The sequence below is a fragment of the Ferruginibacter yonginensis genome (assembly GCF_042651465.1).
In the GTDB taxonomy this organism is placed as follows: Bacteria; Bacteroidota; Bacteroidia; order Chitinophagales; family Chitinophagaceae; genus Ferruginibacter; species Ferruginibacter yonginensis.
Genome location: NZ_JBHSCZ010000001.1, coordinates 1,300,923 through 1,320,905, shown reverse-complemented (window position 1 = coordinate 1,320,905; position 19,983 = coordinate 1,300,923). Strand labels below are relative to the sequence as shown.

The 19,983-nt window shown below is 35.0% G+C and carries 21 protein-coding genes; all 21 read left to right on the top strand.

Translation table 11 applies throughout. The features are described 5' to 3' along the window. Positions 1-52: 52 nt before the first annotated feature. The 21 genes from ACFOWM_RS05750 (at position 53) to ACFOWM_RS05650 (ending at position 19,956) form a co-directional block, all read left to right on the top strand. Positions 53-1,786, top strand: coding sequence for a tetratricopeptide repeat protein (locus tag ACFOWM_RS05750; RefSeq protein ID WP_379707729.1), 1,734 nt, complete (start codon positions 53-55; stop codon positions 1,784-1,786). 193 nt (positions 1,787-1,979) lie between these two features. Next, the gene (locus ACFOWM_RS05745; RefSeq protein WP_379707727.1) at positions 1,980-2,390 is read left to right on the top strand and encodes an NADH-quinone oxidoreductase subunit A; all 411 of its coding nucleotides are present in this window, start codon (positions 1,980-1,982) and stop codon (positions 2,388-2,390) included. 62 nt (positions 2,391-2,452) lie between these two features. Then, positions 2,453-3,016 (top strand): NADH-quinone oxidoreductase subunit B, encoded by a 564-nt coding sequence (locus tag ACFOWM_RS05740; protein WP_449267374.1) that lies wholly within the window; start codon positions 2,453-2,455, stop codon positions 3,014-3,016. Positions 3,017-3,040: 24 nt separating this feature from the next. Beyond that, positions 3,041-3,544: an NADH-quinone oxidoreductase subunit C gene (locus ACFOWM_RS05735; RefSeq protein WP_379707726.1), complete on the top strand. Its 504-nt coding sequence runs from the start codon at positions 3,041-3,043 to the stop codon at positions 3,542-3,544. A 2-nt stretch (positions 3,545-3,546) separates the two neighbouring features. Beyond that, a complete protein-coding gene (locus ACFOWM_RS05730; RefSeq protein ID WP_379707725.1) occupies positions 3,547-3,765 on the top strand; it encodes a hypothetical protein in 219 nt (72 codons plus the stop codon). A 30-nt stretch (positions 3,766-3,795) separates the two neighbouring features. Continuing rightward, positions 3,796-5,016 carry an NADH-quinone oxidoreductase subunit D gene (locus tag ACFOWM_RS05725; RefSeq protein ID WP_379707724.1) on the top strand — a complete coding sequence of 407 codons (1,221 nt, stop codon included), beginning with the start codon at positions 3,796-3,798 and terminating at the stop codon, positions 5,014-5,016. A gap of 35 nt (positions 5,017-5,051) precedes the next feature. After that, entirely contained in the window at positions 5,052-5,552 is a 501-nt protein-coding gene (locus tag ACFOWM_RS05720) for an NADH-quinone oxidoreductase subunit NuoE family protein (RefSeq protein WP_379707723.1), read from the top strand. 5 nt (positions 5,553-5,557) lie between these two features. Then, positions 5,558-5,974, top strand: coding sequence for a VOC family protein (locus tag ACFOWM_RS05715; protein ID WP_379707722.1), 417 nt, complete (start codon positions 5,558-5,560; stop codon positions 5,972-5,974). Positions 5,975-6,023: 49 nt separating this feature from the next. Then, the gene (gene nuoF, locus ACFOWM_RS05710; protein ID WP_379707721.1) at positions 6,024-7,379 is read left to right on the top strand and encodes an NADH-quinone oxidoreductase subunit NuoF; all 1,356 of its coding nucleotides are present in this window, start codon (positions 6,024-6,026) and stop codon (positions 7,377-7,379) included. 111 nt (positions 7,380-7,490) lie between these two features. Beyond that, positions 7,491-8,627 carry a 2Fe-2S iron-sulfur cluster-binding protein gene (locus ACFOWM_RS05705; protein ID WP_379707720.1) on the top strand — a complete coding sequence of 379 codons (1,137 nt, stop codon included), beginning with the start codon at positions 7,491-7,493 and terminating at the stop codon, positions 8,625-8,627. A 34-nt stretch (positions 8,628-8,661) separates the two neighbouring features. After that, positions 8,662-9,711, top strand: coding sequence for an NADH-quinone oxidoreductase subunit NuoH (gene nuoH / locus ACFOWM_RS05700; RefSeq protein WP_379707719.1), 1,050 nt, complete (start codon positions 8,662-8,664; stop codon positions 9,709-9,711). 59 nt (positions 9,712-9,770) lie between these two features. Then, entirely contained in the window at positions 9,771-10,322 is a 552-nt protein-coding gene (gene nuoI / locus ACFOWM_RS05695) for an NADH-quinone oxidoreductase subunit NuoI (RefSeq protein ID WP_379707718.1), read from the top strand. Between the two features lie 9 nt (positions 10,323-10,331). Then, the gene (locus ACFOWM_RS05690) at positions 10,332-10,829 is read left to right on the top strand and encodes an NADH-quinone oxidoreductase subunit J family protein (RefSeq protein WP_379707717.1); all 498 of its coding nucleotides are present in this window, start codon (positions 10,332-10,334) and stop codon (positions 10,827-10,829) included. Between the two features lie 34 nt (positions 10,830-10,863). Then, entirely contained in the window at positions 10,864-11,445 is a 582-nt protein-coding gene (locus ACFOWM_RS05685; RefSeq protein WP_379707716.1) for a hypothetical protein, read from the top strand. 2 nt (positions 11,446-11,447) lie between these two features. Next, positions 11,448-11,780 carry an NADH-quinone oxidoreductase subunit NuoK gene (nuoK, locus tag ACFOWM_RS05680; protein ID WP_379707715.1) on the top strand — a complete coding sequence of 111 codons (333 nt, stop codon included), beginning with the start codon at positions 11,448-11,450 and terminating at the stop codon, positions 11,778-11,780. A 58-nt stretch (positions 11,781-11,838) separates the two neighbouring features. Then, positions 11,839-13,755: an NADH-quinone oxidoreductase subunit L gene (gene nuoL / locus ACFOWM_RS05675; RefSeq protein ID WP_379707714.1), complete on the top strand. Its 1,917-nt coding sequence runs from the start codon at positions 11,839-11,841 to the stop codon at positions 13,753-13,755. 3 nt (positions 13,756-13,758) lie between these two features. Then, a complete protein-coding gene (locus tag ACFOWM_RS05670; protein WP_379707712.1) occupies positions 13,759-15,240 on the top strand; it encodes a complex I subunit 4 family protein in 1,482 nt (493 codons plus the stop codon). Positions 15,241-15,320: 80 nt separating this feature from the next. Then, positions 15,321-16,733, top strand: coding sequence for an NADH-quinone oxidoreductase subunit N (locus ACFOWM_RS05665; RefSeq protein ID WP_379707711.1), 1,413 nt, complete (start codon positions 15,321-15,323; stop codon positions 16,731-16,733). A gap of 52 nt (positions 16,734-16,785) precedes the next feature. Continuing rightward, on the top strand, positions 16,786-17,844 hold the full coding sequence (locus ACFOWM_RS05660) for a hypothetical protein (RefSeq protein WP_379707710.1): 1,059 nt from the start codon (positions 16,786-16,788) through the stop codon (positions 17,842-17,844). Positions 17,845-17,922: 78 nt separating this feature from the next. Continuing rightward, positions 17,923-18,516, top strand: a complete 594-nt coding sequence (locus ACFOWM_RS05655) for a hypothetical protein (RefSeq protein WP_379707709.1) — start codon at positions 17,923-17,925, stop codon at positions 18,514-18,516. 159 nt (positions 18,517-18,675) lie between these two features. Then, complete coding sequence (locus ACFOWM_RS05650) at positions 18,676-19,956, top strand: ABC transporter permease (RefSeq protein WP_379707708.1); 1,281 nt, start codon at positions 18,676-18,678, stop codon at positions 19,954-19,956. The last annotated feature ends 27 nt before the right edge of the window (positions 19,957-19,983 follow it).

Below are 19,983 nucleotides of genomic sequence, written 5' to 3'. Positions count from 1 at the left end.
ATTTATTGCAAGTATTTATTTAAAATTGTAGTTCTAAATTAAAATTGAGACAATGACAAAGATGAAATCAATTGTAATGGTTATGGTAACCGTACTTTTTGCAGGCGCTGCCATGGCACAAAGTATTGATGATGGTAAACGATTTTTATATTATGAAAGGTATAAAAGTGCTAAAGATGTTTTTCAAAAATTATCAGCAGCAAATGCTAATGATGAAACAGCTGCCTATTATTTAGGACAAGCCATGATAGGTTTAGAAGATGTTGCAGGAGCTAAAGCCTTGTACCAACAAAAATTAGCAGCAACACCTAATAGTCCTTTATTATTGGCAGGTATGGGTAATGTTGAGCTATTAGAAGGCAAAACTGCCGATGCAAAAAATCGTTTTGAAACAGCTATTTCACTTAGTGGTGGCAAGCGTATTGATGTATTAAATGCAGTAGGTGCACCTAACAGCGATCCTGAAATTAAAAATGGTGATGCTGCTTATGCAATCGATAAATTAAAACAAGCTACTACCTTAAAAGGTTTTAAAGACCCTGAAGTATGGGCTAATTTAGGTGATGCTTACAGAAAAATTGGTGATGGTGGTAATGCTGTACAAGCCTACCAAGCTGCGTTAGATATTAACCCAAAATATGCACGTGCTATTTATCGTACAGGTCGTTTATACCAATCACAAGGGGTTGCTCAAGAAGCTTTATACACAAAGTATTTTAATGATGCTATTGCTGCTGATGCTAATTATGCACCAGTTTATAAAACATTGTTTAACTACTATTACGAAACCAACGTTTCAAAAAGTGCTGAGTATTTAGATAAATGGTTAGCAGCTTCTGACGATGACCCTAAAGCATGTTATTTTAGAACAAGTTTAATTTATGCACAAGGTAAATTTGCTGATGCTATCGCAAAAGCAAACGAATGTATAAGCGCAGGAGGTACTAATGTTTACCCTAATTTGTATGGTGTAAAAGCATTGGCGTATAACCGTTTGGGCGATTCAATTAATGCAAAAGCTAGTTATGAAGAGTATTTTACAAAACAAGCGCCTGATAAAATTGTTGGCGGTGACTATTCATCTTATGCATTGGTGTTACTAAAGTTCCCAGGTAATGAAGCACAAGCTGCTGGCTACATTGAAAAGGCAGTAGCTTTAGATAGTATTGAAGCAAACAAGGTTAATTATTTGAAATTATTAGCCAATGCTTATCGTGCACAAAAAAACTTTGGAGAGTCAGCTAAATGGTTCAACCAAGTTTTATCTGTAAAAAAGAATTACAGCAATGTTGATTTGTATAATGCTGGGTACGATTATTTCCGTGCAGGCAAATTCGATTCATCTGTTGCGGTATTCAATAAATACACTGCAAAATATCCTGATGAAATTTTTGGTTATTATATGATTGCAAAAGCTAATACAGGTATTGATTCAACCATGACAACAGGTTTAGCGGCATCATCTTACCTAAAAGCAATTGAAATAGGTGAAAAAGCTGCTGATAAATCAAAAATTAAAGATCAATTGGTTGGTGCTTATACTTTTATGATGCAATATTCATATAATATTAAGAGAGATCAAAAAGCCGCTATTGAGTATGCTGATAAAGCTTTAGCTGTTGACCCAACCGATGCTCAATCAATAAAAAATAAGGAGTTCGTTACAGCAAATGACCCTAACGCTAAGCCAGCTACAAAACCAACAACGAAGCCGGCAACTACAAAACCTGCTACGCCTGCTAAACCGGCAACACCGGCTAAGCCTGCAACGCCAAAAAAAAAGTAATTTCTAAAAAGAAACCATAAAATTTAAGGTTCCAACATCATTTGTTGGAACCTTTTTTTACATTCATACTCAATGAAATAGCATTTATTTTGGTCGTTAACTAACAATTATTAGCTTTTTTTTAGATTATATTATTTGGTTCGATTGTATATTGTTTTAGTTGACTTATTTTTGTGACATTAAAGGGTAACTTATGCATTTTTTCTTTTTGAAGGTTATTGAAAATGGTACAATTAACTACTTGCCAATTCTGTTGCAAATTGTTTTTGCAATTGGTTTTGTAGCTACAATGATCATCGCTTCAAGCAGGTTTGGTCCAAAGCGTAAAACTGATGATAAGCTTGTCAATTTTGAAAGTGGAATTGAAATCAAAGGAAATGCCCGTCAACCAATGGCTATTAAGTACTTCTTAATTGCTATTTTGTTTGTGTTGTTTGATGTAGAAGTTATTTTCTTTTACCCTTATGCAGTTAATTTTAGGGAGTTTGCTAAGGACCCTGCAATGGGTTGGCACACCTTTTTAGCTGTTATAATGTTTGTAGGTTCTTTTTTAGCTGGCTTTATTTACATCTTTAAAAAAGGTGCTTTAAAGTGGGAAGATTAAGGTTTGTGTTGATTTGAAAACTGTATAACGTAAGCAACCTTGTTGCTGTTAAATAAAAAAATATGTCTCGTCCAGTTCAATTTAATAACACCCAAAAATTCGCCGGTATTCCTGAAGGGTACATGGGCGAAGGTTTTATGGCTACAAGTTTTGAAAAAGTGGTAGGGTTGGCTCGTAAAAATTCTATTTGGCCATTACCGTTTGCTACAAGTTGTTGTGGTATTGAGTTTATGGCTACAGCTGCTAGTCATTACGATATTGCACGTTTTGGTTCTGAGCGTATGAGTTTTTCACCTCGTCAGTGCGATTTGTTAATGGTAATGGGTACCATCTCTAAAAAAATGGGCCCTATTTTACGCCAAGTGTATTTACAAATGGCAGAACCACGTTGGGTTATGGCCGTAGGTGCTTGTGCTAGTAGCGGTGGTGTGTTTGATACTTACAGTGTATTACAGGGTATTGACCAAGTTATTCCGGTAGATGTATATGTGCCAGGTTGCCCACCAAGGCCCGAAGCTATTATTGATGGCGTATTAAAAATACAAGAGCTTGTACATAATGAAAGCTTACGTCGTCGTCAAAGCGATCAATACAAAGAGTTATTAGGTAGTTATGGAATTCAATAAACACAACATTACATTTTTAGCATAATGGCTTTAACAAACGAAATAGTACAACAAAAACTTATAGAAAAATTTGGTGATGTGCTCACCCATTGGGATCAGCCCTACGGTATGCTCACATTTGTAGCACCTAAGGAGTTGAACTTAAAAATAATGCGTTTTTTGTATGATGATGATACATTGCAATTTAGGTTTTTAACTGATTTGCAAGCCGTACATTATCCTGATAATAAAGGGGCTGAATTAGCAGTTGTATACCATCTTCATAACTTAAAAGATAATATACGCTTGCGTTTTAAAGTGTTTACTGATATTAATCAACCTGATGTTTTTACCGCAACAGCTATTTTTGAAGCGGCAAATTTCATGGAAAGAGAAACCTTTGATTTTTACGGGGTAAACTTTGTAGGGCACCCAAACCTCATCAGAATTTTGAATGTAGATGAGATGGATTATTTCCCTTTACGTAAAGAGTTTCCTTTAGAAGATCAAACACGTATTGATAAAGATGATGAAATGTTTGGTAGGTAAGTATGAAACAGTTTATCCAAAATAATATCGTTACCATTAAAATTATGGGAGCCATATTTTGGATCATATTTACAGTTTTTTTGTGGGAAAAGGCCATAACATCCACATTAAAAAAAGATTATTTTTTTGCTTTGATTTTATCAGGCTTTAGTATCGTAAAAATGTTTGATGTATATTTTTTTGTAAGAACGCATCATAACAATAACAGTATTGATCAATAACATCTAAAAGCTCCGCAGAGCGGAAATTTTATGAGTGAACATATCATTTTACCAGAAGGTAGTTTAGAAAAGCAAACCACTACCTTAAACTTAGGTCCTACGCACCCAGCTACACACGGGGTTTTCCAAAATATTTTGGAGATGGATGGTGAACGTGTCATGAAGGCAACCTCAACTGTAGGTTACATTCACCGTGCATTTGAAAAAATTGCAGAACGTAGACCATTATACCAAATTACCCCATTAACAGATCGTTTAAATTATTGCTCAAGCCCTATCAATAACATGGGTTGGCATTTAACCTGCGAAAAATTATTGGGGGTACAAACACCTAAAAGGGTTGATTATTTACGTATCATCATAATGGAGTTGGCTCGTATTAGCGATCACCTCATTTGTAACTCAATTGTAGGTGTTGATACAGGCGCTTTTACTGGGTTTTTATATGTAATGCAATACCGTGAGCTTATTTATGAAATTTATGAAGAAGTTTGTGGCTCTCGTTTAACCACTAACATTGGTCGTATTGGTGGCTTCGAAAGAAATTTTACCAATACTGCTTTCGAAAAATTAGAAAAGTTTTTAGCTGAATATCCAAAAACATTAAAAGAGTTTGAAAACCTTTTAACCCGTAACCGCATTTTTATGGAACGTACCATTGGGTGCGGACCAATAAGTGCCGAAAGAGCTTTGAATTACGGTTTTACGGGTCCTAACTTAAGGGCATCGGGAGTTGATTATGATGTACGTATTCATAGCCCTTACAGCAGTTACGAAGATTTTGATTTTACCATTCCCGTTGGTACTACTGGCGATTGTTACGATCGTTTCTTAGTACGTAACCAAGAAATGTGGCAAAGTATCGAAATCATTAAACAAGCCTACCAAAAAGTGCAGGAATTTAAAGGTGCTGAGGCAGAAGTGTACCATGCAGATGTACCAGCATATTATCTTCCTAAAAAGGCTGATGTTTACACAAAAATGGAAGCGTTAATTTACCATTTTAAAATCATCATGGGCGAAACTGAAATGCCCGTGGGTGAAGTATACCATTCTGTTGAAGGTGGTAATGGCGAATTAGGATTCTATTTAATAAGCGATGGTGGTAGAACACCTTACCGTTTGCATTTCCGCAGACCATGTTTTATTTACTACCAAGCTTATCCAGAAATAATAAAAGGCAGTATGTTGAGCGATGCCATCATCACCATGAGTAGCTTAAACTTAATTGCAGGAGAATTAGACGCATAATAATACCACAGCAATAGCTGTATAAATAATAAAGAATGGAAATAAAATTTTCTACTGAACAACTAGCCGAAGTAAAACGTTTGGTTGATCGTTATCCAGAAGGGAAACAAAAAAGTGCTTTGTTGCCAGTATTGCATTTGGCTCAAAAAACTTTTGGTGGTTGGTTAGATGTGCCAGTGATGGATTATGTAGCCTCGTTGTTACATATAGAACCTATTGAAGTATACGAAGTAGCTAGTTTTTATAGCATGTTTAATTTAAAACCTGTTGGTAAATATTTATTAGAAGTATGCCAAACGGGCCCTTGCATGCTCAATGGGTGCGATGATATTATCGATTATATTAAAGAGAAATTAAACATTGGTGTTGGTGCAACTACAGCCGACAACATGTTTACCCTTAAAACGGTAGAATGTTTAGGCGCTTGTGGTTATGCACCTATGTTACAGTTGGGTGATTATTATAAAGAACATTTAACCAAAGAAAAGGTTGATGCTTTAATTCAAGAATGTAGAAACGGAACTGTAGCAGTTTAAAAATTATGGAAGCAATTATACCATATTTAAATTTTAATGGCAATGCCGCTGCTGCATTAGCCTTCTATGAAAAAGCATTGAACGGTACCATTACCTCATCGCAAACTTTTGGTGGTGCTGGTATGGCTGATAATGATGACATGAAAGATAAAATTTTACATGCCGTTTTAGAAGCAGGTGCTTTAAAAATAATGGTAAGTGATTGTCCGCCTGGTGTAACAGTACACTCAGGTGATCAAGTTAGTTTGTCGCTAAATTTTGATGAGGTTGAAAATATTGATGCTACATTTCAACGTTTATCAGAAAATGCAACCATCACCATGCCATTGCAAGACACTTTTTGGGGTGCTAAGTTTGGTATGTTAAAAGATCAGTTTGGGGTACATTGGATGTTTAACCACGATTATAAAAAAGAACTATAGTTTTTTATAACTTTCAAAATAAAACGTTCGCTGCGGCGAATTTGAGCATATGAGTAAAAAATTATTATTAGCAAAAGCGCAGGTGCCAGGTATTCGTCATTTCGACGTGTACAGAAGAGAAGGCGGTTATGCAAGTGTGGAGAAAGCACTTAAAATGAAGCCAGAAGATATTGTGGAAGAGGTAAAAAAAAGTGGCCTAAGAGGTAGAGGCGGTGCTGGTTTCCCAACCGGTATGAAGTGGAGCTTTATTGCGAAGCCAGAAGGGGTGCCTCGTCACTTAGTAGTAAATGCTGATGAAAGCGAACCAGGTACTTTTAAAGATCGCTATTTGATGGAATTTATTCCGCATATTTTAATTGAAGGAATGATTGTGTCTTCATTTGCTTTAGGTAGTAATGTAAGTTACATCTACATCAGAGGCGAATATGCATGGATCACTAATATATTAGAAACAGCTATTGATGAAGCCAAACAAAATGGTTGGCTAGGTAAAAATATACAAGGAAGTGGTTACGACTGTGAAATATATGTACAACGTGGTGCAGGTGCTTACATCTGTGGTGAAGAAACAGCATTGATTGAAAGTTTAGAAGGTAAAAGAGGGAACCCTCGTATTAAACCTCCTTTTCCTGCGGTAAAAGGTTTATGGGAACGACCAACGGTGGTGAACAATGTTGAAACCATTGCTGCGGTTGTGCCAATTATTAATGAAGGTGGCGAAGCATATGCAAGTATTGGTGTGGGCAGAAGTACAGGTACAAAATTAATTTCTGCTTGCGGTAACATCAATAAACCGGGTATTTATGAAATTGATATGACCATTTCTGTTGAAGAATTTATTTACAGCGACGAATACTGTGGCGGTATACCCAACGGTAAGCGTTTGAAAGCTTGTATACCAGGTGGCTCATCTGTACCTATTTTACCTGCAAATTTATTATTAACTACTGCTAAAGGCGAAAAGCGATTAATGAACTATGAAAGCTTGAGCGATGGTGGTTTTGCAACAGGTTCAATGTTGGGTAGTGGCGGTTTTATTGTGTTAGATGAAGACCAGTGTATTGTAAAAAACACCTACACATTAGCTCGTTTTTATCGCCATGAAAGCTGTGGTCAATGCAGTCCGTGCCGAGAAGGTACAGGTTGGATGGAAAAGATTTTGAAAAAAATTGATACAGGTAAAGGCGAAATGAAGGATATTGATTTGTTGTGGGATATTCAACGTAAAATTGAAGGTAATACAATTTGTCCGTTAGGTGATGCAGCTGCTTGGCCTGTTGCAGCAGCTATTAGGCATTTTAGAGATGAATTTGAATGGCATGTGTTAAACCCTGAATTGTGCTTAACAGAAAATTATGGTTTAAGGCATTATGCCGATCCTATTCATGTACCAGTAGCAGTATAACTTTTAACAGTGTTTCCTAAAAGTAATGGGGAATAGAAATGATAATAGTGAGTATACATCATTAAAATTATCGACCATTAAAAAATGTATACTTTCAATTGAAATAAAATTATGGCAGAAGAAATAAAAGCAGCACCGCCTGCAACTTTTAAAGTAACGATTGATAATATTACGGTTGATGTAGCGCCGGGTACAACCATACTCAATGCTGCTCGAATGATTGGAGGTGATGTTACACCACCTGCTATGTGCTATTACAGCAAGTTGCAGGGTAGTGGTGGTAAATGCCGTACTTGTTTGGTAGAAGTGGCTGCCGGTTCAACGGCTGACCCAAGGCCGATGCCAAAATTGGTAGCAAGTTGTCGTACCACTGTTATGGATGGTATGATCGTAAAAAATATTACCAGCGAAAAAGTAGTTGATGCACGAAATGGCGTAGTGGAATTTTTGCTTTTAAACCATCCATTAGATTGCCCTATTTGCGACCAAGCTGGCGAATGCCATTTACAAGATTTAGGGTACGACCATGGCAAAGCTGGTACTCGTTACCAATTTGCTCGTAGAACATTTAAAAGAGAAGATTTAGGTCCGTACATACAACTGCACATGACCCGTTGTATTTTATGTTACCGTTGCACTTATGTTGCAGATCAAATTACCGAAAAACGTGTACATGGTGTGGTTGATAGAGGCGATCATGCAGCTATTTCAACCTACATTGCAAAAGCAATTGATAACGATTTTAGTGGTAACATGATTGATGTTTGCCCAGTAGGAGCTTTAACCGATAAAACGTTCCGTTTCAAAAATAGGGTTTGGTTCACCAAACCAGTTGATGCACATCGTAATTGTGAAAACCCTAAATGTTGTGGTAAAGCAACATTGTGGTTACGTGGCGATGAAGTGTTTAGGGTAACGGCTCGTAAAGATGAATGGGGTGAAGTACAAAGTTATGATGGTAAAACCGGGTGGATTTGTAACACCTGCCGTTTCGATAAAAAATCAACATCAGATTGGACAGTAGAAGGTGTTACCACCATCAGTCGTCACTCTGTAGTTGGGGCTAACAAATACAAAACTTTGGTAAAACCTACTGAAACGATTAGCAAAGTATTAAGTGGTAGAAATCCAAAATTATTGATGGATATTCATGATGTAAGTGAAGTAAATGCTAAAGATATAGAGTTGAGCGACATTAATGGCCCAGCGCACTCTACCGATTTCAAAAATATGCCAAGATCAAAATAAATATAATTAAAGCGGCTTAACTTATTCATATATCATGTTTTTATCAATAGAATTAGCATTAATAATAGAAAAATTAGCCCTCATTGTAATTGTAGTAATGGGCTCATTGGTAATAGCCATGTACACTACATTTGCTGAGCGTAAAGTAGCTGGTTGGTTGCAAGATAGACCAGGGCCAAACAGGGCAGGTCCGTTTGGTATGTTACAACCATTGGCCGATGGCTTAAAGCTATTTTTTAAAGAAGAAATTATTCCAAACTTTTCATCAAAATTATTGTTCATAATGGGCCCGGCATTAGCAATGATGACCGCTATTATGACAAGTGCTGTTATACCATGGGGCGATACTGTTGAATTGTTTGGCAGAACCATTCCTCTACAAATTGCAGATGTTAACATCGGAATTTTGTATGTGTTTGGTGTAGTGAGTTTAGGGGTGTATGGTATTATGATTGGTAGCTGGGCTAGTAACAACAAATACTCTTTAATGGGTGGTTTAAGGGCAGCATCACAAATTATTAGCTACGAGTTGGCTATGGGTATTTCATTAATTGCATTATTAATGGTAACAGGTTCGTTGAGTTTGAAAGATATGGTGCAGCAACAACAAGCAGGCCATTGGAACATTATTTACCAACCACTCGGTTTTTTAATTTTTATTATTTGTGCTTTTGCTGAGTGTAACCGTACACCTTTTGATTTAGCAGAAGCTGAAAGTGAATTAATTGGTGGTTACCACACAGAGTACTCATCAATGAAATTAGGTTTTTACTTATTTGCTGAATACATCAATATGTTTATTAGCAGTGCTGTTATGGCAAGCTTATATTTTGGTGGGTACGATTTACCGTTTTTTGATGAAGCTGCACATGCTACAGATATGGGCAATTGGTTAGCACTTATTGGTGTTGGTACATTATTAATAAAAATTATATTCTTCATTTTTGTGTTTATGTGGGTACGTTGGACGATACCAAGGTTTAGGTACGATCAGCTTATGCACCTAGGCTGGAGAATATTGATACCACTAGCTATTTTCAATATGTTAGCTACTGGTGCAGGTATATTATATTTCGGAAAATAAAAATTTAAACGCAAGCAAATAAGCATATTAAACCGCTATTTTTGCAAACATTATAAATTATGCAAGCATTAACTGATAAAGCTAGAAGTGTAGATCGCAGGCCAATGAACTTTTTGGAGCGTATGTATTTGCCAGCCATAGCAAAAGGCATGTTTATTACGTTTAAGCATATTTTTACTAAAAACCCAACAGTACAGTATCCGGAGCAAAAACGTCCGTTTAGTCCGGTATTTAGAGGGTTACACATTTTAAATAGAGATGCAGAGGGCAGAGAAAATTGTACTGCTTGTGGGTTGTGTGCAGTTGCTTGTCCTGCTGAAGCTATCACTATGGAAGCGGCAGAACGTTTACCTGGTGAAGAACATCTTTACAAAGAAGAAAAATACGCAGCTAAGTATGAAATAAATATGTTGCGTTGTATTTTTTGTGGTTTGTGTGAAGAGGCTTGTCCTAAAGATGCGATTTACCTCAGCGAAACCTTTACACCAGCTGATTATCAAAGAAAACAATTTGTATATAACAAACAAGAACTGTTGATACCTAACCCGGTAACTGATAAAGAGGCATACGAAAAGGCATTAGGAAACAGACCAAAAAGAGAAACGGCATAATTTATAGCAATGGGAATCATTACAATTTCATTTATTTTATTATCGTTGCTAGCTATAGGTAGTGGCATCATGATGATTAGCAGTAAAAACCCTGTTAATAGTATACTTTGGTTGGTGGTAGTTTTCTTTGCCATATCTGGCCACTATATTTTATTAAACGCTCAATTTTTAGCCATTGTAAATATCATTGTTTATGCAGGTGCCATAATGGTATTATTTCTTTTTGTGGTGATGTTAATGAACCTGAATGCAGAAAGTGAGCCAGCAAAGAACAAGCGGTTACAATTTATTGGCATAATATCTGGCGGTAGTTTGTTGTTAGTATTGTTATCAGCATTAATGACAGCTAAAAATGCACAACCCGTAATGGTTGCAGGTGGTAATGCAGGTTTAATAAAAACGTTGGGCAAAGTATTGTTCACTGATTATGTGTTGCCATTTGAAATTAGTAGTGTATTATTTTTGAGTGCAATGGTAGGTGCGGTAGTTATTGGTAAAAAAGATTAAAATTCATTTTCAATAAAAAGAAACCTACATCAACATGACGTTTAAATCAATTATTTGCAGTGCCCTCTTCATCATTACGATGCAGATCAATGTACATGCTCAAATTAAGGTGGATGATGTATTGGGTAAGGTAACAGAACTACTAGGTAAAAAAGAAATTTTAACCGTTAGAAAAGGTTTTAACCCAGTGTTTTCGTTAGGTAAATTACAAATCAATAAAAATGGTTTGCTGGGTGAAAAATTAAAAGGAGTAGAAGTTTTAGGAAACATATTTAATAGCAAGGGCATTAATGATGTTACGAAACTTTACAAAACATACAAAACAGGCTTAGTAGTATATAAAGTTTTGGCTGCTGCTGGTACAGTAGCTGCAACTTACAGTACAATAAGAGGTATAGCTGCTGAAAATAAGTTTGACGATAAAACGGTAAAAGCTGTTTTAACTCCAGCCATTACATCAATATTAACTGGGGTTGTTACAAAAATTTTAACCAAAAAGGCATCATACAAAGCTGTTGATATTTTTAATGGTGTTGTAAAAAGGAAAGTAAAAGATATTTTTTCAATTGCACCTGCTACTAATACAGCTGGTGTAGGCATATTTGTGAAATTATAATTATGGATATTAAAGCATATATCGCATTATCATTAACCTTATTTTCTGTGGGTATAGCAGGGGTATTGTTAAGAAGAAATGCTATCATCGTTTTTATGTGTATTGAACTTATGCTCAATGCAGTGAATTTATTGTTGGTGGCATTTTCAAACATGCATGCCGCAAGTGCAACAGCTAAGGCATTACCCACTTATGCTAGTGATGCTCAAATTTTTGTTTTCTTTATAATGATAGTTGCTGCGGCAGAAGTAAGTGTTGGTTTATCTATCATAGTGATGTTGTATAGAAACACCCATAACATCGATATTAATTTCTTGAACAGGTTAAAAAATTAATAACAGTATTTCATTTTGATATATTGTTTTACGAATTGATAAAAGAGTAGCGTTATTTATGAACAATGTTTTACAAATCGTTTGGTTAATACCAATTTTGCCACTAATAGGGTTTCTTATTACAGGCCTTGGTAGAAACTTTTTACCAAAAGCCATTACTGGTATTATTGCCAGCGGTGCCATCTTAGCTGCATTTGCGGTGAGTATTTTTGCTTTTTTGCAGGTGAAAAATGGCAACACTTTCGTTGCCCATTATTTCGATTTGGTAAACATTAAATCGTTTATAATACCGGTTGAATTTAAAATTGATCAACTATCTTCTCTATTCTTATTAATTATTACGGGTGTTGGTTTTTTAATACATGTGTACTCTACCTCTTATATGCACGAAGAGCGTACTAAAGATTTTGCTAAGTATTTTGCTTACCTCAATCTTTTCGTTTTCTCAATGTTGATGTTGGTATTAGGTGGTAATTATGTAATAATGTTTTTTGGATGGGAAGGGGTAGGTTTATGCTCTTACTTATTAATTGGTTTTTGGTTTAAAAATAACGATTATACCAACGCCGCTAAAAAAGCGTTCATCATGAACCGTATTGGTGATTTGGGCTTTTTGTTAGCGGTATTTTGGTTGTTACAAAAATTAGGCACTGTTAGCTACGATCAAGTTTTTGCAGCTACCAACTTAGCCAAGTTAACGGCTAGTGATATTACGGGTATTACCTTATTAATGTTTGTAGGTGCTATGGGTAAAAGTGCTCAAATACCTTTATACACTTGGTTACCTGATGCGATGGCTGGTCCTACTCCAGTAAGTGCTTTGATACATGCGGCTACCATGGTTACCGCAGGTATTTATATGATTGCACGTAGCAACATCTTGTACACTATGGCCCCAACTACACAACATGTGGTAGCCATTGTGGGTTTAGCTACAGCTATTTTAGCGGCAACAATAGCATTTAAACAAAATGATATTAAAAAAGTATTGGCTTACTCAACGGTAAGTCAGTTAGGGTATATGTTTTTGGGCTTGGGCGTTGGGGCCTACACTGGGGCTGTGTTTCATGTAATGACACATGCCTTCTTCAAAGCTTTATTATTCTTAGGCGCAGGTAGTGTAATACATGCAATGAGTGGTGAGCAAGATATGCGTAACATGGGTGCACTTAAAAAGTTTATGCCCACTACACATATCACCTTTTTAATTGGTTGTATTGCTATTGCTGGTATGCCGCCTTTTGCTGGTTTCTTTTCTAAAGATGAAATTTTAGCAGCTGCTTATGCTGCCAACCCTATACTTTGGATAATTGGTGTGCTAGGTGCAGTAATGACGGCTTTTTATATGTTCCGTTTATATGGAATGACGTTCCTAGGCAAATTTAGAGGTACACATGAGCAAGAACATCATTTACACGAAAGTCCGTTAGCCATAACATTTCCATTAATTGTTTTAGCATTATTAGCCATTGCAGCTGGTTGGATAGGTATACCGGAAGTATTGGCACATGGTGGTCATAAATTAGAAGCATTTTTAGAACCGGTATTTGCCAATAGCAATGCCATGGTAGCAAAGCATGAATTATCTCATAGCACAGAGTGGATGTTAATGGGCGTATCAGTTATTGCAGCGTTAGTTGCTTTAATAGCAGGTGTAGTTATCTATAGCAAGTACAATAAAGAAGAAAATACTGCACCAGCAACGGGTATTGCAAAAGTGTTAGAAAATAAATGGTATGTTGATGAATTATACAACACTATAATTGTAAAACCATTAAAAGCTATTGCTAACTTTTTCAATAACATTATAGAGAAAAAAGGTATTGATGGCTTGGTAAACGGTACTGGTAAATTTGTAAACTATGGCAGCAGGCAATTACGTTGGTTGCAAAGCGGACAAGTAGGTGCTTATATTTTACTGATGGTTATTGGTATGTTACTGTTATTTATTATACAACTTTTTATAAAAAACTAGGCTTTGGGTACTTATATCACTTTTCCTGAATTATTGTTATGGCTTCCATTGTTAACAGCCATTTTGTGCTTTTTCGCTAAAAGCGAATCAATGGCAAAGTCAATTGCATTGCTAGGCTCCTTACTTGTATTAGGCGTATCACTTAGCTCATTATGCTATACTGGTGATGCATACAGAACTTATAATGCAGTAAACTATTTATGGTTGCAAAATATTGGAGCCAGTTTTTATATTACCCTTGAAGGGGCAGGTAAAATATTAACGCTTTTAACAGCTATTGCTTTCCCTATTATTTTTATTGCAACAAATAAAAATTCCTACAAAAACGCAGCAGCATTTTTTGGTTTGATGTTGTTATCAGAATGTGGTTTAATGGGTGTTTTCCTTGCAAAAGATGCGTTATTATTTTATTTCTTTTGGGAATTGGCATTAATACCTGTATACTTTTTGTGTAGCAAGTGGGGCGCCGAAAAAAGGGTACAAGCTACTTTCAAATTTTTTGTATACACTTTTGCAGGTTCATTGTTAATGTTAACAGGCATCATCTATGTATACTTACACACCACTCCAAGGTTTTTTGAAGATGGTTCACAGTCTATGCATTCATTTGCCATGCAATCATTTTACACTGCATCATTAACAGCAGGCGCACAAAATTGGTTGTTTTGGTTATTTTTTGTAGCCTTCGCTATTAAAATGCCCATCTTTCCATTTCATACTTGGCAGCCCGATACCTATGATCAATCTCCAACATCGGTAACCATGGTATTAAGTGGTATTATGGTAAAAATGGGTTTGTTTGGGGTAATTAAATGGTTAATTCCAATAGTACCATTAGCGTCAGAAAAATATGCATGTGTTGTTATCATTTTATCAGTGATAGGTATCATTTACGCAAGTTGTATTGCTATGGTACAAGATAATTTGAAAAAGCTCGTCGCCTATTCATCCATTGCTCACATTGGGTTAATGTGTGCAGCTATATTTACCATGAACGAAGTGGGTTTACAAGGTATTATGATACAAATGTTTAGCCATGGTATCAATATCATTGGTTTGTGGATTGTAATTGATGTAATTGAAAAACAAACAGGTACAAAATCATTATCACAATTAGGTGGCATTGCACACAAGGCACCCGTACTTACCATCTTATTAGTTATTATCGCTTTCGCTAATATTGCTTTGCCGTTAACCAATGCGTTTGTGGGTGAGTTTATGATGTTTGCAGGTTTGTATAAGTATAGTGTTTGGCTTGCAGCGGTTGCCGGTCTAAGCATCATTTTAGCTGCCGTTTACACCTTAAATATGGTGCAAAAAGTATTTTATGGTTCTACAAATACCGTTACAGAACAGGTAGTGGATATTAATTGGGGCACTAAGGTAGGGTTGTCGTTAATCGTTGTAATGATTTTTATTTTTGGAGTATTTCCACAACCGATGATCGACTTAACTAAAATAGTAGTATCAGGTTTAGCTCGATAATGATACGTTGAATTAAATGATATTTTTTAATGTGGGCATCATCTTTACGATGAGAGAAGCATCAGTAATTTTTTATAAATATGAACGCAATTTTATTATCTGCAATTTGGGGTGTAATTATGATGTTTTCAGGTGTGTTTGTAAAAAGCAAAACCACACCAAAATACCTTGCAATTGTGGGTATCATCGTAGTTTTTATTGCCAATGCACTTGAAATTAACGCATTTAATATTGGTAGTGGTCCCCTGTTTTTTAACATTGATACCAAAGAAATGCTCAGCGTTAATAGCTTTAATTTAGCTTTTATAGGAGTGATTTTGATTTGTACATTGGTTTATTTTTTACTTAATGGAAAAGATATTGAGCAAGTTGGGGAGCATGTAGGCGAATACTTTGGTTTAATCTTTTTTGTATTGTGTGGCGCTAGTATTGTAGCAACTTACAATACATTGTTATTGCTATTTTTAGGTATTGAAATTCTTTCTATTCCATTATACATACTTACAGGTAGTGATAAAAGAAATTTAAAAAGCAACGAAGCTTCATTAAAATACTTTTTAATGGGTGCTTTTTCTACTGGTATTTTATTAATGGGTATTGCTTTTATTTACGGCGGTAATAACAATGGATCTTTCTTTATTAACAATATACAATTAGGAGAAGGCCCAATACCTGTATTCATTGCAGTTGGTTTGGTATTTTTAATAATTGCACTATCTTTTAAAGTATCAGCAGCTCCCTTCCATTTTTGGACACCTGATGTATATGATGGTGCACCAACGGTATTTACATCATTCATGAGTACCATTGTAAAAGTGGCTGGCTTTTTTGCATTTGTTCGTTTGTTTGAAAATTCATTTGGAAAAGTACAAGCACAATGGCAAAACTTAATTGTATTTATAACCGTTTTAACCTTGTTTATCGGTAATATTACCGCAGTATTTCAACAAAGCGTTAAGCGAATGTTGGCTTACTCAAGTATAGCACAAGCTGGTTTTATGATGTTGGCAGTGTTGGCTTTAAATGAAAGAGCTAAAGAAGGTTTGCTACTTTATGCTGCTGCCTACAGTTTAGCTACCATTGGTATTTTTGCTGTTTTAATTAAGATGAAGGATTTTACTATTGATGGTTTTAACGGGTTAGCAAAACAACAACCATTGTTGGCATTATGTGCAACAGTATTTTTATTGTCATTAACAGGCGTACCATTAACAGCAGGTTTTCAAAGTAAGTTTTTTATGTTAATGGCAGCTGCTGAAAATACCGGTAAATTTTGGGTAATTATTGTAGCGGTTATTTTTGCTGCAATAAGTGCTTACTACTACTTTAAGGTAATTATTGCTATGTACTTTAAAGATGCTGCTACTGAAGAATCATTGGTAGAAGACGTTGCCATTACAACTGGCTATAAAATTATGTTGGTTGTAACAGCTGCTTTGGTTTTAATAATTGGTATCAATCCTGAATTGGTTGTGGGCTGGATGTACCATTAATATGTAGATTTCTTTTAACTCATAGGTTCATACCAAAAACTACATTATTGCAATGAAAAAGTATTTTTCATTGCTACTTCTTTGTGTATCATTTAATTGTGGTGCATTTGCCCAAAACAACCTAACGAATAAGGAAGATAGTATCTTAAAAAAAATTGCGAACGCTAATAATGTTAATACTACCTGCGATGCATATTTAAGTATTGCAAAACTCTACACTGCACAAAATCCTGTTAAAGAAACGGAGTATATTAATAAAGTTATTTTTACTGCAGATCAAAGTCGTGACAGAGCAATCATTACTGATTATTGCATAAAAATTGTTGATCAATGGAATAGTTTTCCAACACCAGAAAGAAGGGCTTTGGCTTTAAGCGCCATTGAGAAAGGGTTAAAAATTGGTAAAGAAGCCCAATTAAATAAAAATGTTGCCATACTATTGGTTCGAAAAGCTGTAACCTATCGCAATGAAGGCAATATTACGGAAGCACTCAAGTTTAATGATGAAGCTTCTAGTTATGCAGCACTTTCAAAGAGTGACTCTATCATCATATTTTGTGAAGTTTCACATGCCAATACCTTAATGCAGAAAGATGAAAACCTTACTGCCTTTAAAAAATATATGCATGCACTCAATCTTGCTGAAATTTTAAAAGATGATAAACTGCAGAGTCTTATTCAAAAACGTATTGGTGATTTTTACGTAAAAGTGGGGCAAAATGAAAAGGCTAAAGATTATTACCAAAAAAGTTTAAACACTTCCTTTAGGTTAAAAGATAGTACCCAAGAACTCAGTATTTACCAAAGTTTAATTTCTTTATATTTAAGTGAAAAAGATTTTGCATCAGCAAGGGAATATTTAAACATTTTAAAACAAAAAGAAAAGGTAAGTAGTTTTTATAAGCAGTACACTTTGTCTGCTGAAAGTAGTATCATCAGTCAAGAAGACTTAAAAAAATTACCTGCATTTATCAGGCAAAATAAAGAGTTATTGCAAGATTATGAAAAGTATGGTATGCAATACGAATTGTATAGATTAAAAGGAGTCATTTTTACGGTTGATAAAATTTACGATAGTGCCTATTATTATTTACAGCTGTCTAAAACGTAAATAAGCCCCAATAATTTAAGTGCTGTATTAAATTGGAACCAATCATATGCTTATTATTTAGAACAAAATAAAAAGTACATGGAAGCTGCAAAATATTTTGAAGAGAATGTTTTGATAGCCAAAAAAATGCAAAGCCTATCCTTTGAAAAAAGTTGTTATGAATACTTAGATTCAATGTATATAAAAGCAGGAAACAAAGAAAAAGAGGTGTTGAATAAGTTATTACTTTTTAGTATAAATGACAGCATCAACAAGCAACAGAAGGCGAATGATTTATTAGGCGTTGAAATAGATATTGAAAATAAACGAAACGAAAGAGAGGCATTGGAAAAGCAACTGAAAACTGAAAGAAGAAATAACTTACAATACATGGGTATTGTAGGTTTTATATTGTTTTTGTTTATAGCTTTAGCTGCAATGGGTAAGTTTAAAGTAAAGCCTTGGTTTATAAGAGCACTAGGCTTTTTATCATTTATATTATTATTTGAATTTATAATATTATTAATTGATCATCAATTACATGCTTTAACACATGGTGAACCTTTGCCACTGCTACTAATTAAAATTGTTATTATAGGTTTTTTATTGCCATTACATCATTGGCTTGAGCACAAAGTAATCACCTATTTAATGCGCAACTCTCTGAATGAAAAGCCTTTAGTTAAACATTAATAAATATAGATTTTAACTAAAATAGTAATCTCTTGTTTTTAAATGTAAAAGATCATTTCTTTGCTTGTTACAATAATCATCAATTTACATCATTACCGTCTATAAAATCTTACACTTTATATTGAAGTAGCGTATTACCTTTAACCTACAATCATAAAAATGACTAATAGAGATTCATTGGCACTTTCGTGGAAAAATGTAAAAGGTAATAAACTTCGTACTGCCATTACTATTATTATTATGGCTTTAGGCATTTTTGCATTGATATTAATTATCACTGCAATTAAAGCTGCTAGTCTTGGTTTAACCAATAGTTTTTCAACTATGGGAGCAAACTCTTTTGGTATAAGGTATAAAGATAGAAATATCAATTTTGGAGGTGGACGTGGTGGTGCAACAACCAAAACAAAAGCCGGTCAAAAAGAAAAAAAATCAAACAACGGTATTCCCATTTCATTTGATGAAGCAAGGTTGTTTAAAGATCGTTTTAATTTTCCTGGAGCAAAAGTGGGTATTGCTTTAAGAGGTACCAATAATATTGTGGTGAATGCTGGTTCAAAAAAAACAAATCCTGATGTGAGTGTATTTGGTGGCGATGAAAATTATTTAGAATTAAATGGGTATAAAATTTTGTATGGCCGCAACTTTACGCCAGCGGAAGTTAGTGCTGGTCGTAACGTATGCGTAATAGGTAGTGGTGTTGCACAAAAACTTTTTCCTGATAACAATGCTAAAGCGATTGATGCAGTTATTAATGTTGATCACATACCATTTAGGGTTATCGCAGTGTTAGAAGAAAAATCGAGTAGTGCATTTTTTAATACAAGCAGAATCGTTATTACAACTGTAAATAATATCAGACGTCAATATGCTACACAAGCATCATCATATACTGTTGCCATAATGGTGAGTGATTTAAAGTTGATGGATTTAGCCGTAGGTGAAGCAACAGCAACGTTTAGGCCTATACGAAGATTAAGTGTTAAAGATGATGATAATTTTTTTATTGATAAAAGCGATAGCATTGCTCAATCATTATTAACCAACTTAGGCTTTTTAGAGAAGGGAACCATCGGTATTGCATTTATTACTTTAATTGGTGCCGCTATCGGATTGATGAACATCATGCTGGTTGCAGTAAACGAACGTACTAAAGAAATTGGTTTAACCAAAGCATTGGGCGCTACACGAAATGATATTCGTACACAGTTTCTTTTTGAAAGTGTAATCATTAGTTTATTAGGTGCAGTAGTTGGTATTATTTTAGGAATACTAGTTGGTAATATTGTTGCGATCATTTTTAAAACAGGCTTTGTAGTACCATGGATGTGGATCGGTATTGCAGTAATAACTTGTACGCTAGTGGGATTATTGGCAGGACTTTTGCCTGCTGTAAAAGCAAGTAAATTAGATCCTATTGTGGCATTGCGTTATGAATAATTTTTTATTTTATTAATTATTAAAATA